At 41.7% G+C, this 15,662-nt stretch carries 17 protein-coding genes; all 17 read right to left on the bottom strand.

The annotated features are described in order from the left end of the window. Positions 1-43 precede the first annotated feature (43 nt). Entirely contained in the window at positions 44-727 is a 684-nt protein-coding gene (locus UR08_RS02505; RefSeq protein WP_115752083.1) for a zinc metallopeptidase, read from the bottom strand. A gap of 132 nt (positions 728-859) precedes the next feature. Further along, the gene (lhaT, locus tag UR08_RS02500) at positions 860-1,465 is read right to left on the bottom strand and encodes a lipoprotein heptaprenylglyceryl N-acetyltransferase LhaT (RefSeq protein ID WP_115752082.1); all 606 of its coding nucleotides are present in this window, start codon (positions 1,463-1,465) and stop codon (positions 860-862) included. Between the two features lie 45 nt (positions 1,466-1,510). Then, positions 1,511-2,047 carry a ReoY family proteolytic degradation factor gene (locus UR08_RS02495; RefSeq protein ID WP_115752081.1) on the bottom strand — a complete coding sequence of 179 codons (537 nt, stop codon included), beginning with the start codon at positions 2,045-2,047 and terminating at the stop codon, positions 1,511-1,513. Positions 2,048-2,073: 26 nt separating this feature from the next. Further along, positions 2,074-3,327 (bottom strand): tetratricopeptide repeat protein, encoded by a 1,254-nt coding sequence (locus UR08_RS02490; RefSeq protein ID WP_115752080.1) that lies wholly within the window; start codon positions 3,325-3,327, stop codon positions 2,074-2,076. Between the two features lie 81 nt (positions 3,328-3,408). Continuing rightward, positions 3,409-4,683, bottom strand: a complete 1,275-nt coding sequence (aroA, locus tag UR08_RS02485; RefSeq protein WP_115752079.1) for a 3-phosphoshikimate 1-carboxyvinyltransferase — start codon at positions 4,681-4,683, stop codon at positions 3,409-3,411. Positions 4,684-4,695: 12 nt separating this feature from the next. Then, the gene (locus UR08_RS02480) at positions 4,696-5,799 is read right to left on the bottom strand and encodes a prephenate dehydrogenase (RefSeq protein WP_115752078.1); all 1,104 of its coding nucleotides are present in this window, start codon (positions 5,797-5,799) and stop codon (positions 4,696-4,698) included. Between the two features lie 12 nt (positions 5,800-5,811). Continuing rightward, complete coding sequence (gene hisC, locus UR08_RS02475) at positions 5,812-6,903, bottom strand: histidinol-phosphate transaminase (protein WP_115752077.1); 1,092 nt, start codon at positions 6,901-6,903, stop codon at positions 5,812-5,814. Next, positions 6,903-7,280: a chorismate mutase gene (aroH, locus tag UR08_RS02470; RefSeq protein ID WP_115752696.1), complete on the bottom strand. Its 378-nt coding sequence runs from the start codon at positions 7,278-7,280 to the stop codon at positions 6,903-6,905. Before aroH ends, hisC begins: the two co-directional genes overlap by 1 nt. After that, a complete protein-coding gene (aroB, locus tag UR08_RS02465; RefSeq protein WP_115752076.1) occupies positions 7,280-8,371 on the bottom strand; it encodes a 3-dehydroquinate synthase in 1,092 nt (363 codons plus the stop codon). Before aroB ends, aroH begins: the two co-directional genes overlap by 1 nt. A gap of 2 nt (positions 8,372-8,373) precedes the next feature. After that, entirely contained in the window at positions 8,374-9,540 is a 1,167-nt protein-coding gene (gene aroC / locus UR08_RS02460) for a chorismate synthase (protein WP_115752075.1), read from the bottom strand. Positions 9,541-9,663: 123 nt separating this feature from the next. Further along, complete coding sequence (gene ndk / locus UR08_RS02455) at positions 9,664-10,107, bottom strand: nucleoside-diphosphate kinase (protein ID WP_115752074.1); 444 nt, start codon at positions 10,105-10,107, stop codon at positions 9,664-9,666. A gap of 12 nt (positions 10,108-10,119) precedes the next feature. Then, positions 10,120-11,088 carry a heptaprenyl diphosphate synthase component II gene (hepT, locus tag UR08_RS02450; protein WP_115752073.1) on the bottom strand — a complete coding sequence of 323 codons (969 nt, stop codon included), beginning with the start codon at positions 11,086-11,088 and terminating at the stop codon, positions 10,120-10,122. After that, a complete protein-coding gene (locus UR08_RS02445; RefSeq protein ID WP_115752072.1) occupies positions 11,078-11,800 on the bottom strand; it encodes a demethylmenaquinone methyltransferase in 723 nt (240 codons plus the stop codon). Before UR08_RS02445 ends, hepT begins: the two co-directional genes overlap by 11 nt. Before the next feature lie 23 nt (positions 11,801-11,823). Continuing rightward, positions 11,824-12,591, bottom strand: coding sequence for a heptaprenyl diphosphate synthase component 1 (locus UR08_RS02440; protein WP_115752071.1), 768 nt, complete (start codon positions 12,589-12,591; stop codon positions 11,824-11,826). 80 nt (positions 12,592-12,671) lie between these two features. Next, positions 12,672-13,241, bottom strand: a complete 570-nt coding sequence (gene folE / locus UR08_RS02435; protein WP_115752070.1) for a GTP cyclohydrolase I FolE — start codon at positions 13,239-13,241, stop codon at positions 12,672-12,674. 297 nt (positions 13,242-13,538) lie between these two features. Then, positions 13,539-14,687 (bottom strand): 30S ribosomal protein S1, encoded by a 1,149-nt coding sequence (rpsA, locus tag UR08_RS02430; RefSeq protein ID WP_115752069.1) that lies wholly within the window; start codon positions 14,685-14,687, stop codon positions 13,539-13,541. A 286-nt stretch (positions 14,688-14,973) separates the two neighbouring features. Continuing rightward, on the bottom strand, positions 14,974-15,648 hold the full coding sequence (gene cmk / locus UR08_RS02425; protein WP_115752068.1) for a (d)CMP kinase: 675 nt from the start codon (positions 15,646-15,648) through the stop codon (positions 14,974-14,976). Between the last annotated feature and the right edge of the window lie 14 nt (positions 15,649-15,662).

Raw genomic sequence — 15,662 nt, 5'->3', positions numbered from 1 at the left:
TAAAAAATTCACGAAAAAACCTGAGAAGAGTCTCAGGTTTTAACTAATTCCGGTTCATATTTGTAAAGATTAGCAACAAGCGTAGAAGCTCAAGTACAGCAACAGCCATGGCAGCCACATAAGTCATGGCAGCAGCGCTAAGTACTTTTCTTGCTTGTGGCACTTCTTGTTGTATTAAAAATCCACCGTCTTCAAGTTGAACAAGTGCTCGTTTACTTGCATCGAATTCTACGGGGAGCGTCACAAGCTGAAACAACACACCCACTGCCATTAGCACGATTCCCACGAGCATTAAGCTTGGCATTGTTGCAATCATCCCAATGATTAAAAACACCCATGAAATGTTGGAGCTAAATGAAGTGATCGGTACAAGTGCTGAACGAAAACGCATAAAAGCATAATCCTCTTTATCTTGAATCGCATGTCCCACTTCATGTGCAGCTACTGCTGCTGCTGCGATTGATGCTTCATGATAATTAGATTCTGACAAGAAAACAGCTTTTTTTCTAGGATCATAGTGGTCACTTAAAACTCCACTTGTTGCTTGAACTGGAACGCTCGATAAGCCATTCCGGTCAAGAATCATTCGCGCAACTTCTGCACCCGTTAGCCCACTTCTAACGCCAACCTTGGAGTATTGTGAATAAGTCGTTTTAACACGAAACTGCGCCCAAAGCGGAATCGCGGCTACAATAACAAAGTATAAAATATACGTACCTAAGGGCATTTTCTTAACTTCCTCCTCAAATTGTTTTCCTAATAATGATTAGTTTTAATTATAAAGGAACTCCCAAAAAGTCTCAATGGGAAAAGCTTAAAATGAGAAAAATCTTATTTTCTACTGAAAGAACCAACTAACTTAATAAAGCTCTAGCTTAAACCGGTTTTTCCGAATAGATTTCCGGTAAACCAACCACAAAACAAACACCGAAAGCCAAAAAGTTGCGTATCCAATATAAGGCAAGTAGCGCTCTAGTCCCATATAGATCGGCATTTGCCCAAATAAGTAATCAATCACATCATTATGTAAAACCCAAACCGCCGCAATCATAAAATGGCTTATCCGAAAGCGATAAAATGGCGCATAAAGAATTCCTTCTAAAGCCATGAATCCATGACTAAGAAGCAACATCACACTCGTAAGTAAAATCATTTTTTGATCAATCATTAAAAAGATATTCATTCCCACTGCCCAGATTCCGTATTTCACAAGACAAACAAAGGCTAGCGCTTCCATAAGTGGCCAGTGCTTTTTCCCCAAAAAAGCAATCAAAACAAAGGTGAAAAACAAAATAGCTGTTGGACTATCTGGTACAAAAAGCCAAAATCGAGCTTTCGTCAACTGCAACTGTGGCAAATACCAAATATAGCCGTAAATCGCCCCTAGCAGATTCACTGCCATAAGCAACCGCAAAAAAGAACGATTGGCAAGTAATTGATACACAAGCTTCCCCCCAAAAAACATTTTTTAAGCTGGAAGCAAGGTCTGCGTCCAGCTTAAAGTAAATAATTAGAATGTTTTTTCTTGAAGTAATGCAGACAATTTTAAAAAGGTTTCTTTGTCACGACGATCGAGCGCCTGATCAATTTCTTGCTTTAACGCTTCTTGTTCAAAACGGCTCATCATCTGATCTAAAAATTTTTCAGCTAAAAGCTTTTCATCTTCACCAATTTTAAGTTCTTGTGCTGAATTTTCTTCCCGCACAAGCGCATATTCAGGTGAACTTAATGCTTCTTTGAAATGCAACATAATATAGAGATTTTCATCCCAGTTTAAACGAATATCGTGAAAAGCTTTCTCTGGATCTGACGTAGTTAAGTTGCCTTTAAAAAATCGGAATGGTTCGTTATCGACTCCGTGCGCAGAAAGGACAAGACCTCGATTTTTGCCATCAAGATCATCTACAAAGTGAACATACTTCATAATTTGATCATGACCAGCAATATAATTAAGAACCCACATCGCTTCCCGCATCTTCATTTGATGCGTATTGAGTAGCCAACGAATAAAGTCTTTTTTTTCATCCACAGAAATGGGTGTCTTCATAACCATCACTCCTTCCGAATTTTTCATCAAAAATCAAGCAAACTTCGGATTTCCTCGTCCTCAGGTTCAAAAGTAAGATAGTCATTCAAAATAGTAGTTGCTTTTGGATCTCCTTCTTCACGTAAAAACAATCCATATTCACGTAAAAACGTTGGGTTATTTTTGAAATGAGGATAGGCCTTCTCAAAATTTTCTTTTGCCTTATTATATTGTTCTGTCTCTTGATATGCAACACTTAAGTCCCAGAAAATTTGTGGCTCCGTGATGAGTTCATCACTAACTCCTTCAAAAATCTCAGTTAGTCCCTCATAATCTGCCTTATCAAGTAACAGTTTATTTAATTCAAGCATAGCCGCAATATATTCAGGATCAAGCACTAAGGCTTGTCTGAAAAAGTGTTCCGCTTCTTCCAAACGATTTAGCGAAAGTGCTAATTGGCCTGCTTCAAAAAAGAGTTCTTTATTGAATTCATCGTGCTTAAGTCCCTCTTCCAAAATTTCTAGTGCTTGTTCTTTCTGACCATTTTCTTCATAGCTCTTAGCCAGATAAGGATAAAGCGTCGTGTAGCTTGGATCATGTTCTTTCAAATGTTCAAATGAATGAATCGCTGTTGCATATTCCTTTGCTTGAAAAGCTGTTAAGCCAAGTCCAAATAACGTATCAAGCGATTCGTTTTCCTCAAGCGCTTTTTCATAATAAGGAATCGCTTCTTCAAACGCTCCACTTGCACTAAGCGCTTCTGCCATTCGCACATAAACGGAAATCGTTTCATCTTGAAGAGCTGTGATTCCCGCGTCAAGCACTGATTGGTAACTTTGCACGGCAGAGGCAAAACGCGCCTGTGATAGATAATATTCTCCAAGCGCAAAATCAATAATCGGTTCATTTGGTGCAAGACTTTTCGCTTGTTGCAATTTTTGTTCAGTAACTTCAAAGAGTCCCTGCATTTGATAAAGATCTGCCGCAACAAGTAAGCTTTCGAGATAAGCATCATCCTCGGGGCTAATTTGTTCTAGTCGTTCAGCCGCTTCATCTAATTGGTCTTTTTCAATCGATACCTCAGCAAGCCGAACGTATAACTCACCTTCATTTGGAAAGGCAGCCAGTAAAAGTTCATAAAGGTCTTCCGTTTCATCCAAAAAACCTAAACTAAACAATTGTTCTGCTAAAAAGAACTGTTCTTCCGGAGAATCTCCCGCAATCACAGCATCAAAATATTTTTTGGCTTCGTCCATGTTTTCATGTTCGAGTGCGCTTAGCATTTTTTCCGCATTTTTCAAAATGACACCCCTCACTCACCACATAATAACCCACATTATAACAAAAGGAACAGGAGTTTCAAAGTAATTGAGCTTAGAGCTTCAACCTATCAGCGACTCGATCACTTCAAAAAAATCGGGGTAAGAAACAGCTACCGCTTCTGCTTTTTCAAGCTCTACCTCTCCTTCTTTTACGAGAAGTGCCGCAATTTGTAACATCATACCGATCCGGTGATCTCCATAACTCGTTACCTTTGCCCCGTGTAGTGGCGTTTTTCCATGAATAATTAAGCCATCTTCTGTTGGGGTAATGTTAGCTCCCATTTTCGCTAGTTCCTTCGCGACCGCATCAATACGATTGGTTTCTTTGACTTTTAGTTCTTCTGCATCGCGAATGATCGTTTCACCCTCTGCTTGTGTCGCAAGAAGCGCAATAATGGGAAGTTCATCAATTAAACGCGGAATAAGAGATCCTTCAATGACTGTTCCCCGTAAATTCGATGTTTCTACTTGGATAGTTCCCGAAAATGTGGAAGCTTCTTTTGTAAGCTTTCCACCCATCGCTTCGACTACATCAAGGATACCCGTCCGCGTTGGGTTAAGTCCCACATTCGTTAAGCGAATGCTCGAATCAGGCACAAGCAATCCAAGTGCAATAAAAAAAGCGGCGGAGGAAATATCTCCCGGTACAAGGACTTCTTGCCCCATAAAACGCTGATTGCCTGAAAGTCTGACAGTAAGTCCCTCTTCATGGATTTCTCCGCCAAACAAGCGAATCATTTCCTCTGTGTGATTACGCGTTTTTTCCTTTTCATGAATCACTGTTTCTCCGCCCGCTTGAAGCGCGGCAAATAAAATCGCGCTTTTCACTTGTGCACTTGCAACAGGCATTTCATAGTGAATACCTGAAAGTTGGTTGCCACCATGCAAGTGAACTGGCGCAAAACCCGCATTATCCTTTGTTTCAATGCGCGCCCCCATTTGTTCAAGAGGTTTACTTACACGATTCATCGGACGCTTTTGGATAGAATCGTCTCCCGTTAAGACAGCATCAAATGAAGCACCAGCAAGGATACCCATCAAGAGTCGGATCGTCGTCCCTGAATTTCCAACGTAAAGGTCAGACATCGGCTTTTTTAACCCTTGAAAGCCACCCACACCGTGAACCACAACTTCTGAATCCAACCGTTCAATCTTTACGCCAAGCTTTTGAAAGACATCAATCGTGCTCAAGCAATCCTCAGCTTCTAAAAAATGGTGAATTCGAGTTTTCCCTTCCGCAAGCGCACCAAACATGATACTGCGATGTGAAATTGATTTGTCACCAGGAACTTCGATTGTTCCCTTCAAGCCCGTTTGATTCGTTATTAGTTTCATAGCGCTATCTCCTTATTCTTCGTAATAACATAAAAAGTCACTTTGTTCTTCAATACAGGCTTTTGCACGGCTCCTGTCTTCTTCCGTTTGAAATGTAATTTGCAAAATCCCAAAAATATCTTCACGTGTTTCAAGAATCTTTAAATTGGTCAAGCTAATTTCCCACTTAGCTAAATAACCAGTTACTTCTGAAATAATCCCGGGATAATCTGGAACATCCACGAATAAATCATAAAACGCAGGAATTGCGCCCTTATGAACAGGAAGCGTATCACGGAATTCCTTCGCTTCATCAAAAAAACGATAAATCGCTTGGCTTTCTCCAGCTTCAAGCATTTGAAGCGCTTCTTCCATCGCTAATTTCCAACTTTCCAGTTGTTCAATCAAAATCCCTTGGTTACTTAACGAAATGTCCGTCCACATTCGCGGATCCGATGAAGCAATTCGTGTAATATCTCGAAAACCGCCTGCTGCAAGCTGAAATGCCTGAGGATGAAGGCGTGTAAAACCTTCCGTTTGCCGAACAAGCGCAGCGGCAATAATATGCGGTAAGTGACTGAGCATACCCGTAATTTCATCATGCTCAACCGGCGAAAGACGCAAAAATTTCGCATTTGTCCCAGAAAGCCACTCTCTTAACTCCAAAACACGCCGCGCATCTTCTCCTTCAAAAGGAGTAAGTAAATAATAAGCATTTTCAAATAATAACCGTTTGGCCGCTGTCACGCCACTTTTATGTGACCCTGCCATCGGGTGACCGCCAATAAACGTAATACCGCGTTTCGCAAGATCTTCTGCGCAAGCCATAATTCCCGATTTGGTGCTTCCCGTATCGGTCACAATCAGCGACTCTTTCAAGCTTAACTTCGGTAAATGGCGCAAAAGTGCTTCCGTTTCCTTCACCGGACAACAAAAAATGAGCAAATCCGCACACGGTGCATCAATCAAAAGACTCTCGCCGATTTCATCAATAACCCCCAGTTCAAGCCCCGTTTCAAGTGTCCTCATGGATACATCAAGCCCAATAATATGCGCGTCTGGATGCTTTTCTCGGATCGCAAGCGCTATCGACCCACCAATCAGTCCAAGCCCAACGATCACTACATTTCCTTTCAAAAAAACGCCTCCTTAGCGTAAAAATGCCGCGAGCAAACGAATCACTTCAGCATTGTCTTCCGCACGCCCAATCGTAATTCGCACCGCGTTTGGAAACCCGAGCGTCTCTCCAGAACGCGTAATATAGCCCTTTTCTTCTAAATAGCGAAACACACTTTGCCCCGAGCACTGAAACTCAAGCAAAACAAAATTCCCGCAAGAAGGATAAAGTTTTACTTCATGATATTGTTCAGCAAACGCCTCATATTGAGCAATACCCAACTTGTTTTCCTTGCGGCACTTGGCGATAAAATCTTGATCCGAAAGCGCTTCAATCGCAAGCGCTTGACCAATCGTTGTTGTATTAAAAGGCGAACGAATTACATTGAGTTGACTAATAATAGCCGGACTTGCCATCCCATAACCCACTCGCGCACTAGCAAGCCCATAAATCTTACTAAACGTCCTTGTAATCACTAAATTCGGATAAGTGCGAATCCAGTGCTCATGCGCATGCGGAACAGGTTCCACATATTCGATGTAAGCCTCATCCAAAACGACAAGCGTTTCCTTTGGAACTCGCTTCAAAAATGCCTCAACCGCATCCAAATCTAAAAAATTCCCTGTTGGATTATTCGGATTACAAATCCAAACTACCGCAGTATTTTCATCAATCTGCTCGAACATTTTTTCAAGATCATGGGCACCATCTTCAAGTAGCGGTACCTCGCGCAGCTCGGCCCCGCAAATCTTCGCATGATGAGCATATTGAACAAACGTTGGCGTCGCCATCACTGTATTGACATCGGGACGAAGAAGCGCTCGCGCCAAAAGACCAATCAGCTCATCCACGCCAGCCGTAAAAATCAGTTCGCTTTCCTCTAACTGATAAAACGAAGCAACCGCCTTACGAAGCGCCGCCGCATGCCCATCCGGATAAAGCTCCGTAAAAGATTCATAGCTAAGCTCCCGCAAGCATTTACGAACCGCCTCAGAAGTTCCAAAAGGATTTTCATTTGAAGACAGCTTCACGATTCGTTCAAGGCCGAGTTCCGCTTTCACTTGTTCCTCACGCTTTCCGGGCTTATAAGACCCAAGCCCAGCAAGTGTTTCATTCCATTTCATCAAGCCTCATCTCGCTTTCTTGCAAGATCCGGTCTAAGTTTCGCCGCATCGTTCAAATAAACATGTTTCACATCTGCAAGCTGCTGATCGATCTCTACATGTACCATCAGCCGAATGCACTTCCGCGGTGCGCCTGGCACGTCCGTTTCAACCATCCCCATCACAGGAAGCAATTCAAACCCTTCGCATTCTCGAATCGCCCGAGCCGGAAAAGCCGCATTTAGATCAGGCGTTGCCGTAATAATCACAGATACTAGTTGCTCCGGGTTAGTTAGCTTATTTTCTCGCAAAATTTGTCGAAATAATTCATCTGTAGCCGAATAAATCTCATTTGCTCGGTTTTCTTTTACCGTTGTAGCTCCACGAATCGCTCGCATCATGCGTCTCCTCCTTCTTTAAACTGCGTAAATGTTTCTTCAAGCACCTCTTGGCTGATCGTTTGTAAAGTAAGACTTCCCACTTCACGCAAGAGTACAAACGTAATCTCCCCAAAAGTGGTTTTCTTGTCATGCAACATGTTTTCATAAATCGCCTCAAAAGGCACATCTTGAGGAAGCTTTGTCTCATAACCAAGCGAAACAAGCCAATCTTCAAATGGCGCCATTTCAAAATCAAGCCCCGTAAGTTTCTTACTCAAGCGTAGCGCATAAAGCATGCCATAAATAATCGCTTCACCGTGCAAAAAGCGTTCAAAACCGCCGAAAGCTTCAAGCGCATGGCCAAACGTATGACCAAAATTAAGAAACGCCCGAACCCCTTGTTCCGTCTCATCCTGCTTCACAATGTCTGCCTTAACAGCAATTCCTTTTTCAAGAAACAAGGGCAAAGACTTACCGTATAAATCCGCTTCCGATGCAAAGTCTCCCTCAAGCGATTTTAAAAAACTTGAGTCACTGATAAGCGCGTGCTTAATGAGCTCAGCAAATCCCGAACGCATCTCCCGAGTCGAAAGCGTCGCAAGCAAACTCGTATCATAAACCACCGCTTCAGGCTGATAAAAATTCCCAACTAAATTCTTTCCGAGCGGGTGATTGATCGCGACCTTGCCACCAACCGCACTATCATGCGCTAGCACCGTCGTTGGAAATTGATAAAAAGGAATACCACGCATATAAGTCGCCGCGATCATCCCACCAAGGTCGCCGATCACGCCGCCGCCAAAAGCAAGCAAAGCAGATTTACGATCAAGCCCCGCTTCAATCGCCTTTGTGATGCCCGCTTCATAAACCGAAAACGTCTTAGCTGCTTCCCCATTTGGCGTTACAAACCAAGAAACATTTTGAAATTCGCTTAAAAACTGTTCCATTTTTTCCCGGTGCAGATTCGAAACATGTTGATCCGTCACAACTAAAAGCTTCGAATAGCGCTTCAGTTCCCTCGCAAAAGAGGATTTAAGCGATTCGAAAAGCGCCTCACCAATATAAACTGGGTAAGTTTGACTAGCTGTTTCAATTTTGATTTCGCGCATGCTTAAAACTCCTTCATTCGTTTCCGGTCCGCTTCCACCTGTTCTTTTAAAACATCCAACCGGTCACTTTGATATTTGTCAAGAATCGCCGTTGCGACTTCCCATGCAACCACGTTTTCCGCTACAACGCTTGCCGCAGGAACCGCTGAACTATCTGATCGCTCCACACTCGCCGTGAAAGCTTCCTTCGAATCAATATCGACACTTTGAAGTGGCTTATAAAGCGTCGGAATCGGCTTCATCACCCCACGAACCACAATTGGCATCCCATTTGTCATGCCGCCTTCAAAGCCGCCCAAATGATTGGTCCGTCTCGTGTAGCCGTCTTCTTCCGAATACAAAATTTCATCCATCACTTCGCTACCATATTTCCGTGCGGCTTCAAAACCAACACCAAACTCAGCACCTTTAAACGCATTGATGCTCACGATCGCTCGCGCAATTTTAGCATCCAATTTTTTATCCCATTGCACATAACTTCCAAGTCCAGCTGGCACACCGCCAACCACGACTTCAACCACGCCACCGATCGTATCGCCTTTTTTCTTCGTATCATCAATTTTATCCATCATCGCTTGTTCCTGATTCGCATCAAGCGAGCGTACAGGTGATTCATTCGCAATCTGCTCAATTTCCTGAACCGTATAGTCCCGGTCGATTTGTGCGCGCACGCCACCAATTTCAAGCACATGCCCAGCGACTTTGATTCCAAGTTCCGCGAGCAGTTTTTTGGCGATTGCTCCAGCCGCCACTCGGACCGTCGTTTCCCTTGCGCTCGAACGCTCTAACACATTGCGCAAATCACGATGTCCATATTTCATCCCACCAACTAAATCAGCATGTCCCGGCCTTGGTCTTGAAACACGTCTTGACGCTTCGTTTTTTTCAGGGACTGGCTCTGCACTCATCACCGTTTCCCAGTGTTTAAAATCTTTATTTTCGACAAAAAGAGCAAGCGGTGATCCCAGTGTTTTTCCGTGTCTCACACCCGCCGTTAACTCTGCTTGATCCTTTTCAATTTTCATTCTTGCGCCGCGACCATATCCGCCTTGACGACGTTTTAATTCCACGTTAATATCACTTGCAAGAAGCGGCATTCCCGCTGGTAAGCCTTCAATAATTAATGACAATCCTGGTCCATGTGATTCCCCAGCCGTTAAATATCTCATTTTCCTTCGACCCCTTTTCTTCATTTTAGCGCTTTAAAGTATATGTGTATAATCTTATCATATGGCCCATCTTGAGACAACCTTTGTGGTATAAAAAAACTGCCTTCTAAGACAGAAGACAGTTTAAATCCAATTCCAATCAGCTCGTTTTGCCGAAACTAGTTCTTCTGGTTTAAAAAACAACCCAATTTCACGTTCAGCAGAAGCTGCGCTATCAGAACCATGAATCACATTGCGATTCGTATGTACAGCGAAATCAGCCCGAATCGTTCCCGGCGCGGCTTCAAGTGGATTCGTTGCGCCCATCATTTTTCGAGCGGTAGAAATCACTTCATCGCCTTCTAGAACCATTGCAAAAACAGGTCCAGATGTAATAAAGTCAATCAAATCCACAAAAAACGGCTTACTAGCATGCTCTTGATAATGCTTTTTCGCAAGTGCCTTATCCATTTGAAACAGCTTTGCAGCAACTAAGTTCAAGCCTTTTTCTTCAAACCTAGCAACGATTTTCCCAACGAGTCCTCTTGCAACCCCATCAGGTTTTACCATAACATAAGTCCTTTCCATTCGAATCCCTCCTCAGTAGTCTCGCTTGTCAAGCATTTTAATGATTTGTCTGAGCGGCTTCACTTCTTTACGATGGCCAAATTCACCCAAAATCCCTGCCGCTTTATTTAAATAATCCGTTGCGACTTGTTCCGATTTTTCAATCGCGCCGCTACTACGGATGGCCTCCACCAAATAGTCAATCTCTTCTTTCGATGTTGTTTCCGTCACGCGTTCAATCCGTTTGCGAAGCAGTGGATCTTGCATGGCGAAAAATACTGGTAGTGTCACATTCCCTTGACTTAAATCTTCTCCGGCTGGTTTCCCGAGCTTTTTCTCATCTTGGGAAAAATCTAAAATATCATCTGTGATTTGAAAAGCCATACCTACATAATATCCAAATAGATATAGTTTATCATCAAGCTTTTCTGGTAAATCAGCAATAATGCCGCCTAACCCGCAACTTGCTGCAATCAGTAAAGCTGTTTTCCGCTTAATCCGCCGTAAATAAGAACGAACGCTTTGTTCAAAATTATATTTATCTTTAATTTGCTCAATTTCACCAACTGCAAGCTCAACGGTCACTTGTGAAAGAAGCAAGTGCGCTTTTTCATTCTTCACTCGCGTCATATATTCAAGCGACTTTGCAAACAAAAAATCCCCAGTATACATTGCAATATGATTGCCCCAAATGGATTTTATCGTTGGACGCCCTCGTCTAAGTGACGCATCGTCGACAACATCATCATGAACAATCGATGCCATATGAATAAGTTCAATGGCTGTCGCGGCACTTCTACTAAGCGAGGGATCAACTTCATCTCCAAGCCGTGAAGTTAAGCAAACAAACATGGGACGGATTCGTTTTCCACCTGCTGTTAAAAGGTGGAGTGCAGCTTCTGAAATCGTTTCTGCATCCGTGTCCGAAACCGCTAATTTTAATTCATTTTCTACTTCGTCAATATCCTTTTGAATAGAAGGATACAAAAAATTAAATTTCATCTTCTGCCACCTTTTTATAGCCGAAATGCGTCGCGCTCGCGCCCCCACTGTGGGAAATATAGCGCACATATGAAAAGCCTGCTTGATAAAACAAATCGGAAAGTTTACCCATTCCTGGGAAGTGACGTGTTGATTCCTGTAGCCAACTATATTCATCATAACTCTTCGCGAAAATCTTTCCAAAAAGCGGCATCACATAGCGAAAATATGTATTAAAGAACGGGCGCCAAACTGGAATATTCGGTTGACTCGTATCTAGACAAACGGCTTGACCACCTGGTTTTAACACCCGGTACATTTCTTTTAATACGGTTAAATAATCTGGTACATTACGTAACCCAAAACCAATCGTCACATAATCAAACGAATTATCCGCAAATGGTAATTCCATCGCGTTTCCTTGCATTAATTCGATATTTTGAAGACCCGAGTCTGCCACTTTTGCTTCACCAACTTGAAGCATATTCGAGCTAAAATCAAGGCCCGTCACTTTTCCAGACGGACCGACTTCTCGAGCTGACAAAATCGTCCAATCTGCTGTTCCACAACAAACATCAAGAACAGAGGCACCTTTTTTCATGCGCATCAATTCCATCGTTTCATTCCGCCAGTGGACGTGAAGTTTAAAACTAATCACACTATTCATCCGGTCATAATCCGATGAAATTTTTTCAAATACATGATGCACTTTTTCTTCTTTTTCAGTCGTCATTTATTTTTATCCCCTTTCTAAAGTCAGCGCTGTAGCATTTCTTGCAAACGCATATCAAGCACCGAAGACAAGGGTTCACAAGTTTCCCTAAGTTCGATAATTTCTTTTTTAACTCTTAAAATCAGCTGTTCAAGCCATTCTTCAAAAGAAGCCGCTGCATCACGAGCAAAAAAGCCATGTTCATAAGCTCGTTTCAAAGTGGATGAATGGTACGCCTCATAAAAGGTGCGTTCGTCAAATAATTTTTTCAAAGCAAGTGCACGCTCCGCAAGCAAAACGAAATGGTCTTCTTTTCCAAAATAACGAGCAAACTCCGAAAAAATAGCGGCCGATGCGGCTCTAAATTCAGAAGCATATTGTTCATCAGATGAAACATGAAGTTGATAAATATTCGTTTTGGCTGTATTCATCTTTTGCACACCTCGCTGCAGAGCTCGAAGTAAGTCAACCATACCAAGTTCAGCCATTGTCCGGTAATAAAGCGCGCTATAATAATCACCAGCAAGAACCGTTAGTTCTCTTTCTTTTAGCGTTAATTTACGAGCATCGCCTTCTTCATCAATTGCCTCATGCGTATCATGGGCTAAGATAACATAAAGCGTAGCCGTTATGACCCGGTACTTATCCGTTTCAACAAGTTCCGAGTTCCGAAGTGATTCATGCAGCCAGAGCATTTGATCTTGATCTGTCTTTGGACCATCAAAATTTTCCTTTAAAAACTCATACGCTGTCCGATCATGAACCAATCTTTCCACTTCCTTCAGTTGTGTGAGGCTCCCTTGATAAGTCATAATAACTTCCCCTTCAAAACAATAATCCATAAGATTCATTATAGCATAAATCCACTTCGAAACGATAATAGTTATGCCTTTTAAGAATGCTTAATTAATGAAAGGACTTCACTGCGAATCTTATCATCTGTACGGAATGCACCACGGACTGCACTTGTCACCGTTTTCGTTCCTGGCTTATTGACACCGCGAATCGTCATGCACATGTGTTCCGCTTCTAAAATCACCATGACACCAAGTGGATCCAACTTATCCATCATAATTTCAGCCACAGTTTTCGTAATTCGTTCTTGCAATTGGGGTCGTTTACTCACATCATCAACAACACGAGCTAATTTGCTCAAGCCTGCAACTCGACCATTTTGAGGAAGATAAGCAACATGAGCCACGCCAAAAAACGGAACCAAGTGATGTTCACAGACAGACGAAAAGCGAATATCTTTTACAAGAACTAGCTCATCATGTTGCTCTTCAAAAACTTTATTAAAATGAACAGACGGATCTTTATGAAGGCCTGCGAATATTTCTTCATACATTCTTGCAACCCGCATTGGTGTTTCAATCAATCCTTCTCTCTCTGGATTTTCTCCAACAGCTTCAAGTATCATTCTAACGGCATCTGCAATTTTTTCTTTATCCATTTCAGTCATTCTCCTAACCCTTTTTTGCTTTATTTCTCTGTTTATCTTATCATAAGTCCCCTCATTAGGTAAACGTTTTCCATTCCTTTATAAGAGGTCTAAAAAATAAAAAGAATCTCCCCTATAAAAGACAAGATTCTAAGTCCATTTCTAAACTGCTTTTTACTAAAACCATATCATAAACAACTTACCAAATCGGCTTTACTCAAGAAAAATTCCCCATTCTTTTTTAATCACGTTACTAGCAACTACTAAAAAGTCCTTTAAGAGTAAGTAGCGCTTACTCTTAAAGAACTTTTTTAAAAATTATTTATCATCGTCATTCTTGATATTTTTCAACTGATCTCCGATTAAATCTCCCATTTGGAAGCCAGTGTTTTCCTCTGGAAGTTCATAATCATTTTCTTCTTGAGGCTCTTCAAGAAGCGCTTTGATGCTGAGTGATAGACGTTTTTCATCTTCATTCACATCCAAGACTTTCACTTCTATTTCTTGACCTTCTTCAAGAACTTCACTTGGTGTTCCGATGTGCTTATGCGCAATTTGTGAAATATGAACAAGACCTTCTACACCAGGAAATACTTCAACAAACGCTCCAAACGAAACAAGGCGCATAACTTTACCTTTTAACACAGCACCAACAGGAGCTTTTTCAGCAATGTTATCCCAAGGTCCTGGTTGTGTTTCTTTAATGGAAAGTGAAATCCGTTCGTTTTCCGGATCTACTCCAATAACTTTCACTTTTACTTTTTCGCCTTCTGTTAAGACGTCACTAGGAGCCCCAATGTGCTCATAAGAAATTTGCGAAATATGAACTAACCCGTCTACTCCGCCAAGATCAACAAACGCACCAAAACTTGCAAGACGCTCTACCGTTCCTTCTAAGACGTCGCCTTCTTTAATCGTAGCAAGAAGTTCTTTTTTCTTTTCTTCTTTTTCAGCTTCAGCCACAGCGCGGTGACTTAAGATTACACGATTTTTTTCTGGCTCAAATTCAACCACTTTAAATGCTAATGTTTTTCCTTTATAGTCAGAAAAGTCTTCTACAAAATGATCTTCTACAAGTGAAGCAGGAACAAAAGCTCGAACTCCAAGATCAACTACAAGACCGCCTTTCACAACATCGCTTACTACAGCATCAAAAACTTCACCTGATTCAAATTTCGCTTTGATTTCATCAGCTGCTTTCAGTGCATCTACTTTGCGTTTTGAAAGAACAAGAACATCTTCTTCTACTTTCGTAACTACAAGATCAAGAGTATCTCCGACATTCACTACGTCAGAAGCTTTTTCTACATGTACGTTGGATAATTCGCTAATCGGCACAACCCCATCCAATTTGCTGTCAGGAATTCCGACATAAACTTGTTTATCTTCCACGCTTGTAACTGTGCCGGTGATTTTGTCACCTTCTTCAAAATTTCTAACTTCCACATTGTTTAATTCATCAGACATGCGTAGCCCTCCTTAATTCGTTTCTCGAATTAGGACTTTCTGTAACCGCAAAAGAAGTACAGCTTCTAACAATCTTCATGACAAGGCACGTAGCAAATTCGTCATTACGGGAGTCCACCTACTCACTAAAAGGCATTCGTCAGATTGATTTTTTGCAAGAAAATCCTAAAAGATTTTATCTCTGAATTAGAAAAAATCTCTCTTCTAACATCCTACAAAACAACATATTTGTCAAGTTTTTTCGCCAAATGAAATAGGCTTGTAAACTAATTTACAAGCCCTTTTCTCATTGCTCAATTGTCTGGTTCGCTAAATCAAGAATCTTAGTAGCGACTTCTTGAATAGACATACTCGTCGTATCAACCGTAATCGCATCTTCTGCTTTTTTTAATGGTGAATGCTTTCGAGTGTAGTCGAGATGATCGCGCTCTTCAATTTCTTTTTGAAGTTGTTCAAAGTCCACTTCGTAGCCCTTTGCTTTATTTTCTTTGTAGCGTCGTTCTGCTCGTTCTTTAACACTTGCAAGTAAGAAAATTTTAAGTTCAGCATTTGGAAGAACCGCTGTCCCAATATCACGGCCATCCATGACAACGCCTCCTGCACAGGCAAACGCTTGCTGTTTTTTTTGTAAAGCTTCTCGAACAAGGGGATGTGCAGAAACGATCGAGACATGGTTGGTAATTTCGTCCGTGCGAATTACATTTGTGACATTTTCATCATCAATGTACACTTGTTGAATATCTCCCGGTTCAAAACGAATCGTTTTTGCTTGGAGCAATTCCATAATTCCTGCTTCATCTTCATAAGAAATTCCGGCTTGAAAGGCCAAATAAGTAGCCGCCCGATACATTGCTCCTGTATCAATATAAATAAATTGAAGTTTACTTGCTACAATTTTAGCCACAGTACTTTTTCCTGCTGCTGCTGGGCCGTCAATCGCGATACATATTTTTTTCGTCATTTAACATTTAATTC

The organism is Listeria kieliensis, from assembly GCF_003369925.1.
GTDB classification, from domain to species: Bacteria; Bacillota; Bacilli; order Lactobacillales; family Listeriaceae; genus Listeria; species Listeria kieliensis_A.
The sequence above is the reverse complement of the archived record's forward strand: the minus strand, read 5'-3'. Positions and strand labels throughout refer to the sequence as shown.

Coding starts and splice junctions, on each gene's coding strand:
- UR08_RS02495 (WP_115752081.1), bottom strand. CDS start 2,047: ATGAAGACACCCATTTCTGTGGATGAAAAAAAAGACTTTATTCGTTGG.
- aroA (WP_115752079.1), bottom strand. CDS start 4,683: ATGAAACTAATAACGAATCAAACGGGCTTGAAGGGAACAATCGAAGTT.
- aroC (WP_115752075.1), bottom strand. CDS start 9,540: ATGAGATATTTAACGGCTGGGGAATCACATGGACCAGGATTGTCATTA.
- folE (WP_115752070.1), bottom strand. CDS start 13,241: ATGACTGAAATGGATAAAGAAAAAATTGCAGATGCCGTTAGAATGATA.
- aroH (WP_115752696.1), bottom strand. CDS start 7,280: ATGCGAGCGATTCGTGGAGCTACAACGGTAAAAGAAAACCGAGCAAAT.
- cmk (WP_115752068.1), bottom strand. CDS start 15,648: ATGACGAAAAAAATATGTATCGCGATTGACGGCCCAGCAGCAGCAGGA.
- UR08_RS02440 (WP_115752071.1), bottom strand. CDS start 12,591: ATGACTTATCAAGGGAGCCTCACACAACTGAAGGAAGTGGAAAGATTG.
- hisC (WP_115752077.1), bottom strand. CDS start 6,903: ATGAAATGGAATGAAACACTTGCTGGGCTTGGGTCTTATAAGCCCGGA.
- hepT (WP_115752073.1), bottom strand. CDS start 11,088: ATGAAATTTAATTTTTTGTATCCTTCTATTCAAAAGGATATTGACGAA.
- ndk (WP_115752074.1), bottom strand. CDS start 10,107: ATGGAAAGGACTTATGTTATGGTAAAACCTGATGGGGTTGCAAGAGGA.
- UR08_RS02445 (WP_115752072.1), bottom strand. CDS start 11,800: ATGACGACTGAAAAAGAAGAAAAAGTGCATCATGTATTTGAAAAAATT.
- lhaT (WP_115752082.1), bottom strand. CDS start 1,465: ATGTTTTTTGGGGGGAAGCTTGTGTATCAATTACTTGCCAATCGTTCT.
- rpsA (WP_115752069.1), bottom strand. CDS start 14,687: ATGTCTGATGAATTAAACAATGTGGAAGTTAGAAATTTTGAAGAAGGT.
- aroB (WP_115752076.1), bottom strand. CDS start 8,371: ATGCGCGAAATCAAAATTGAAACAGCTAGTCAAACTTACCCAGTTTAT.
- UR08_RS02505 (WP_115752083.1), bottom strand. CDS start 727: ATGCCCTTAGGTACGTATATTTTATACTTTGTTATTGTAGCCGCGATT.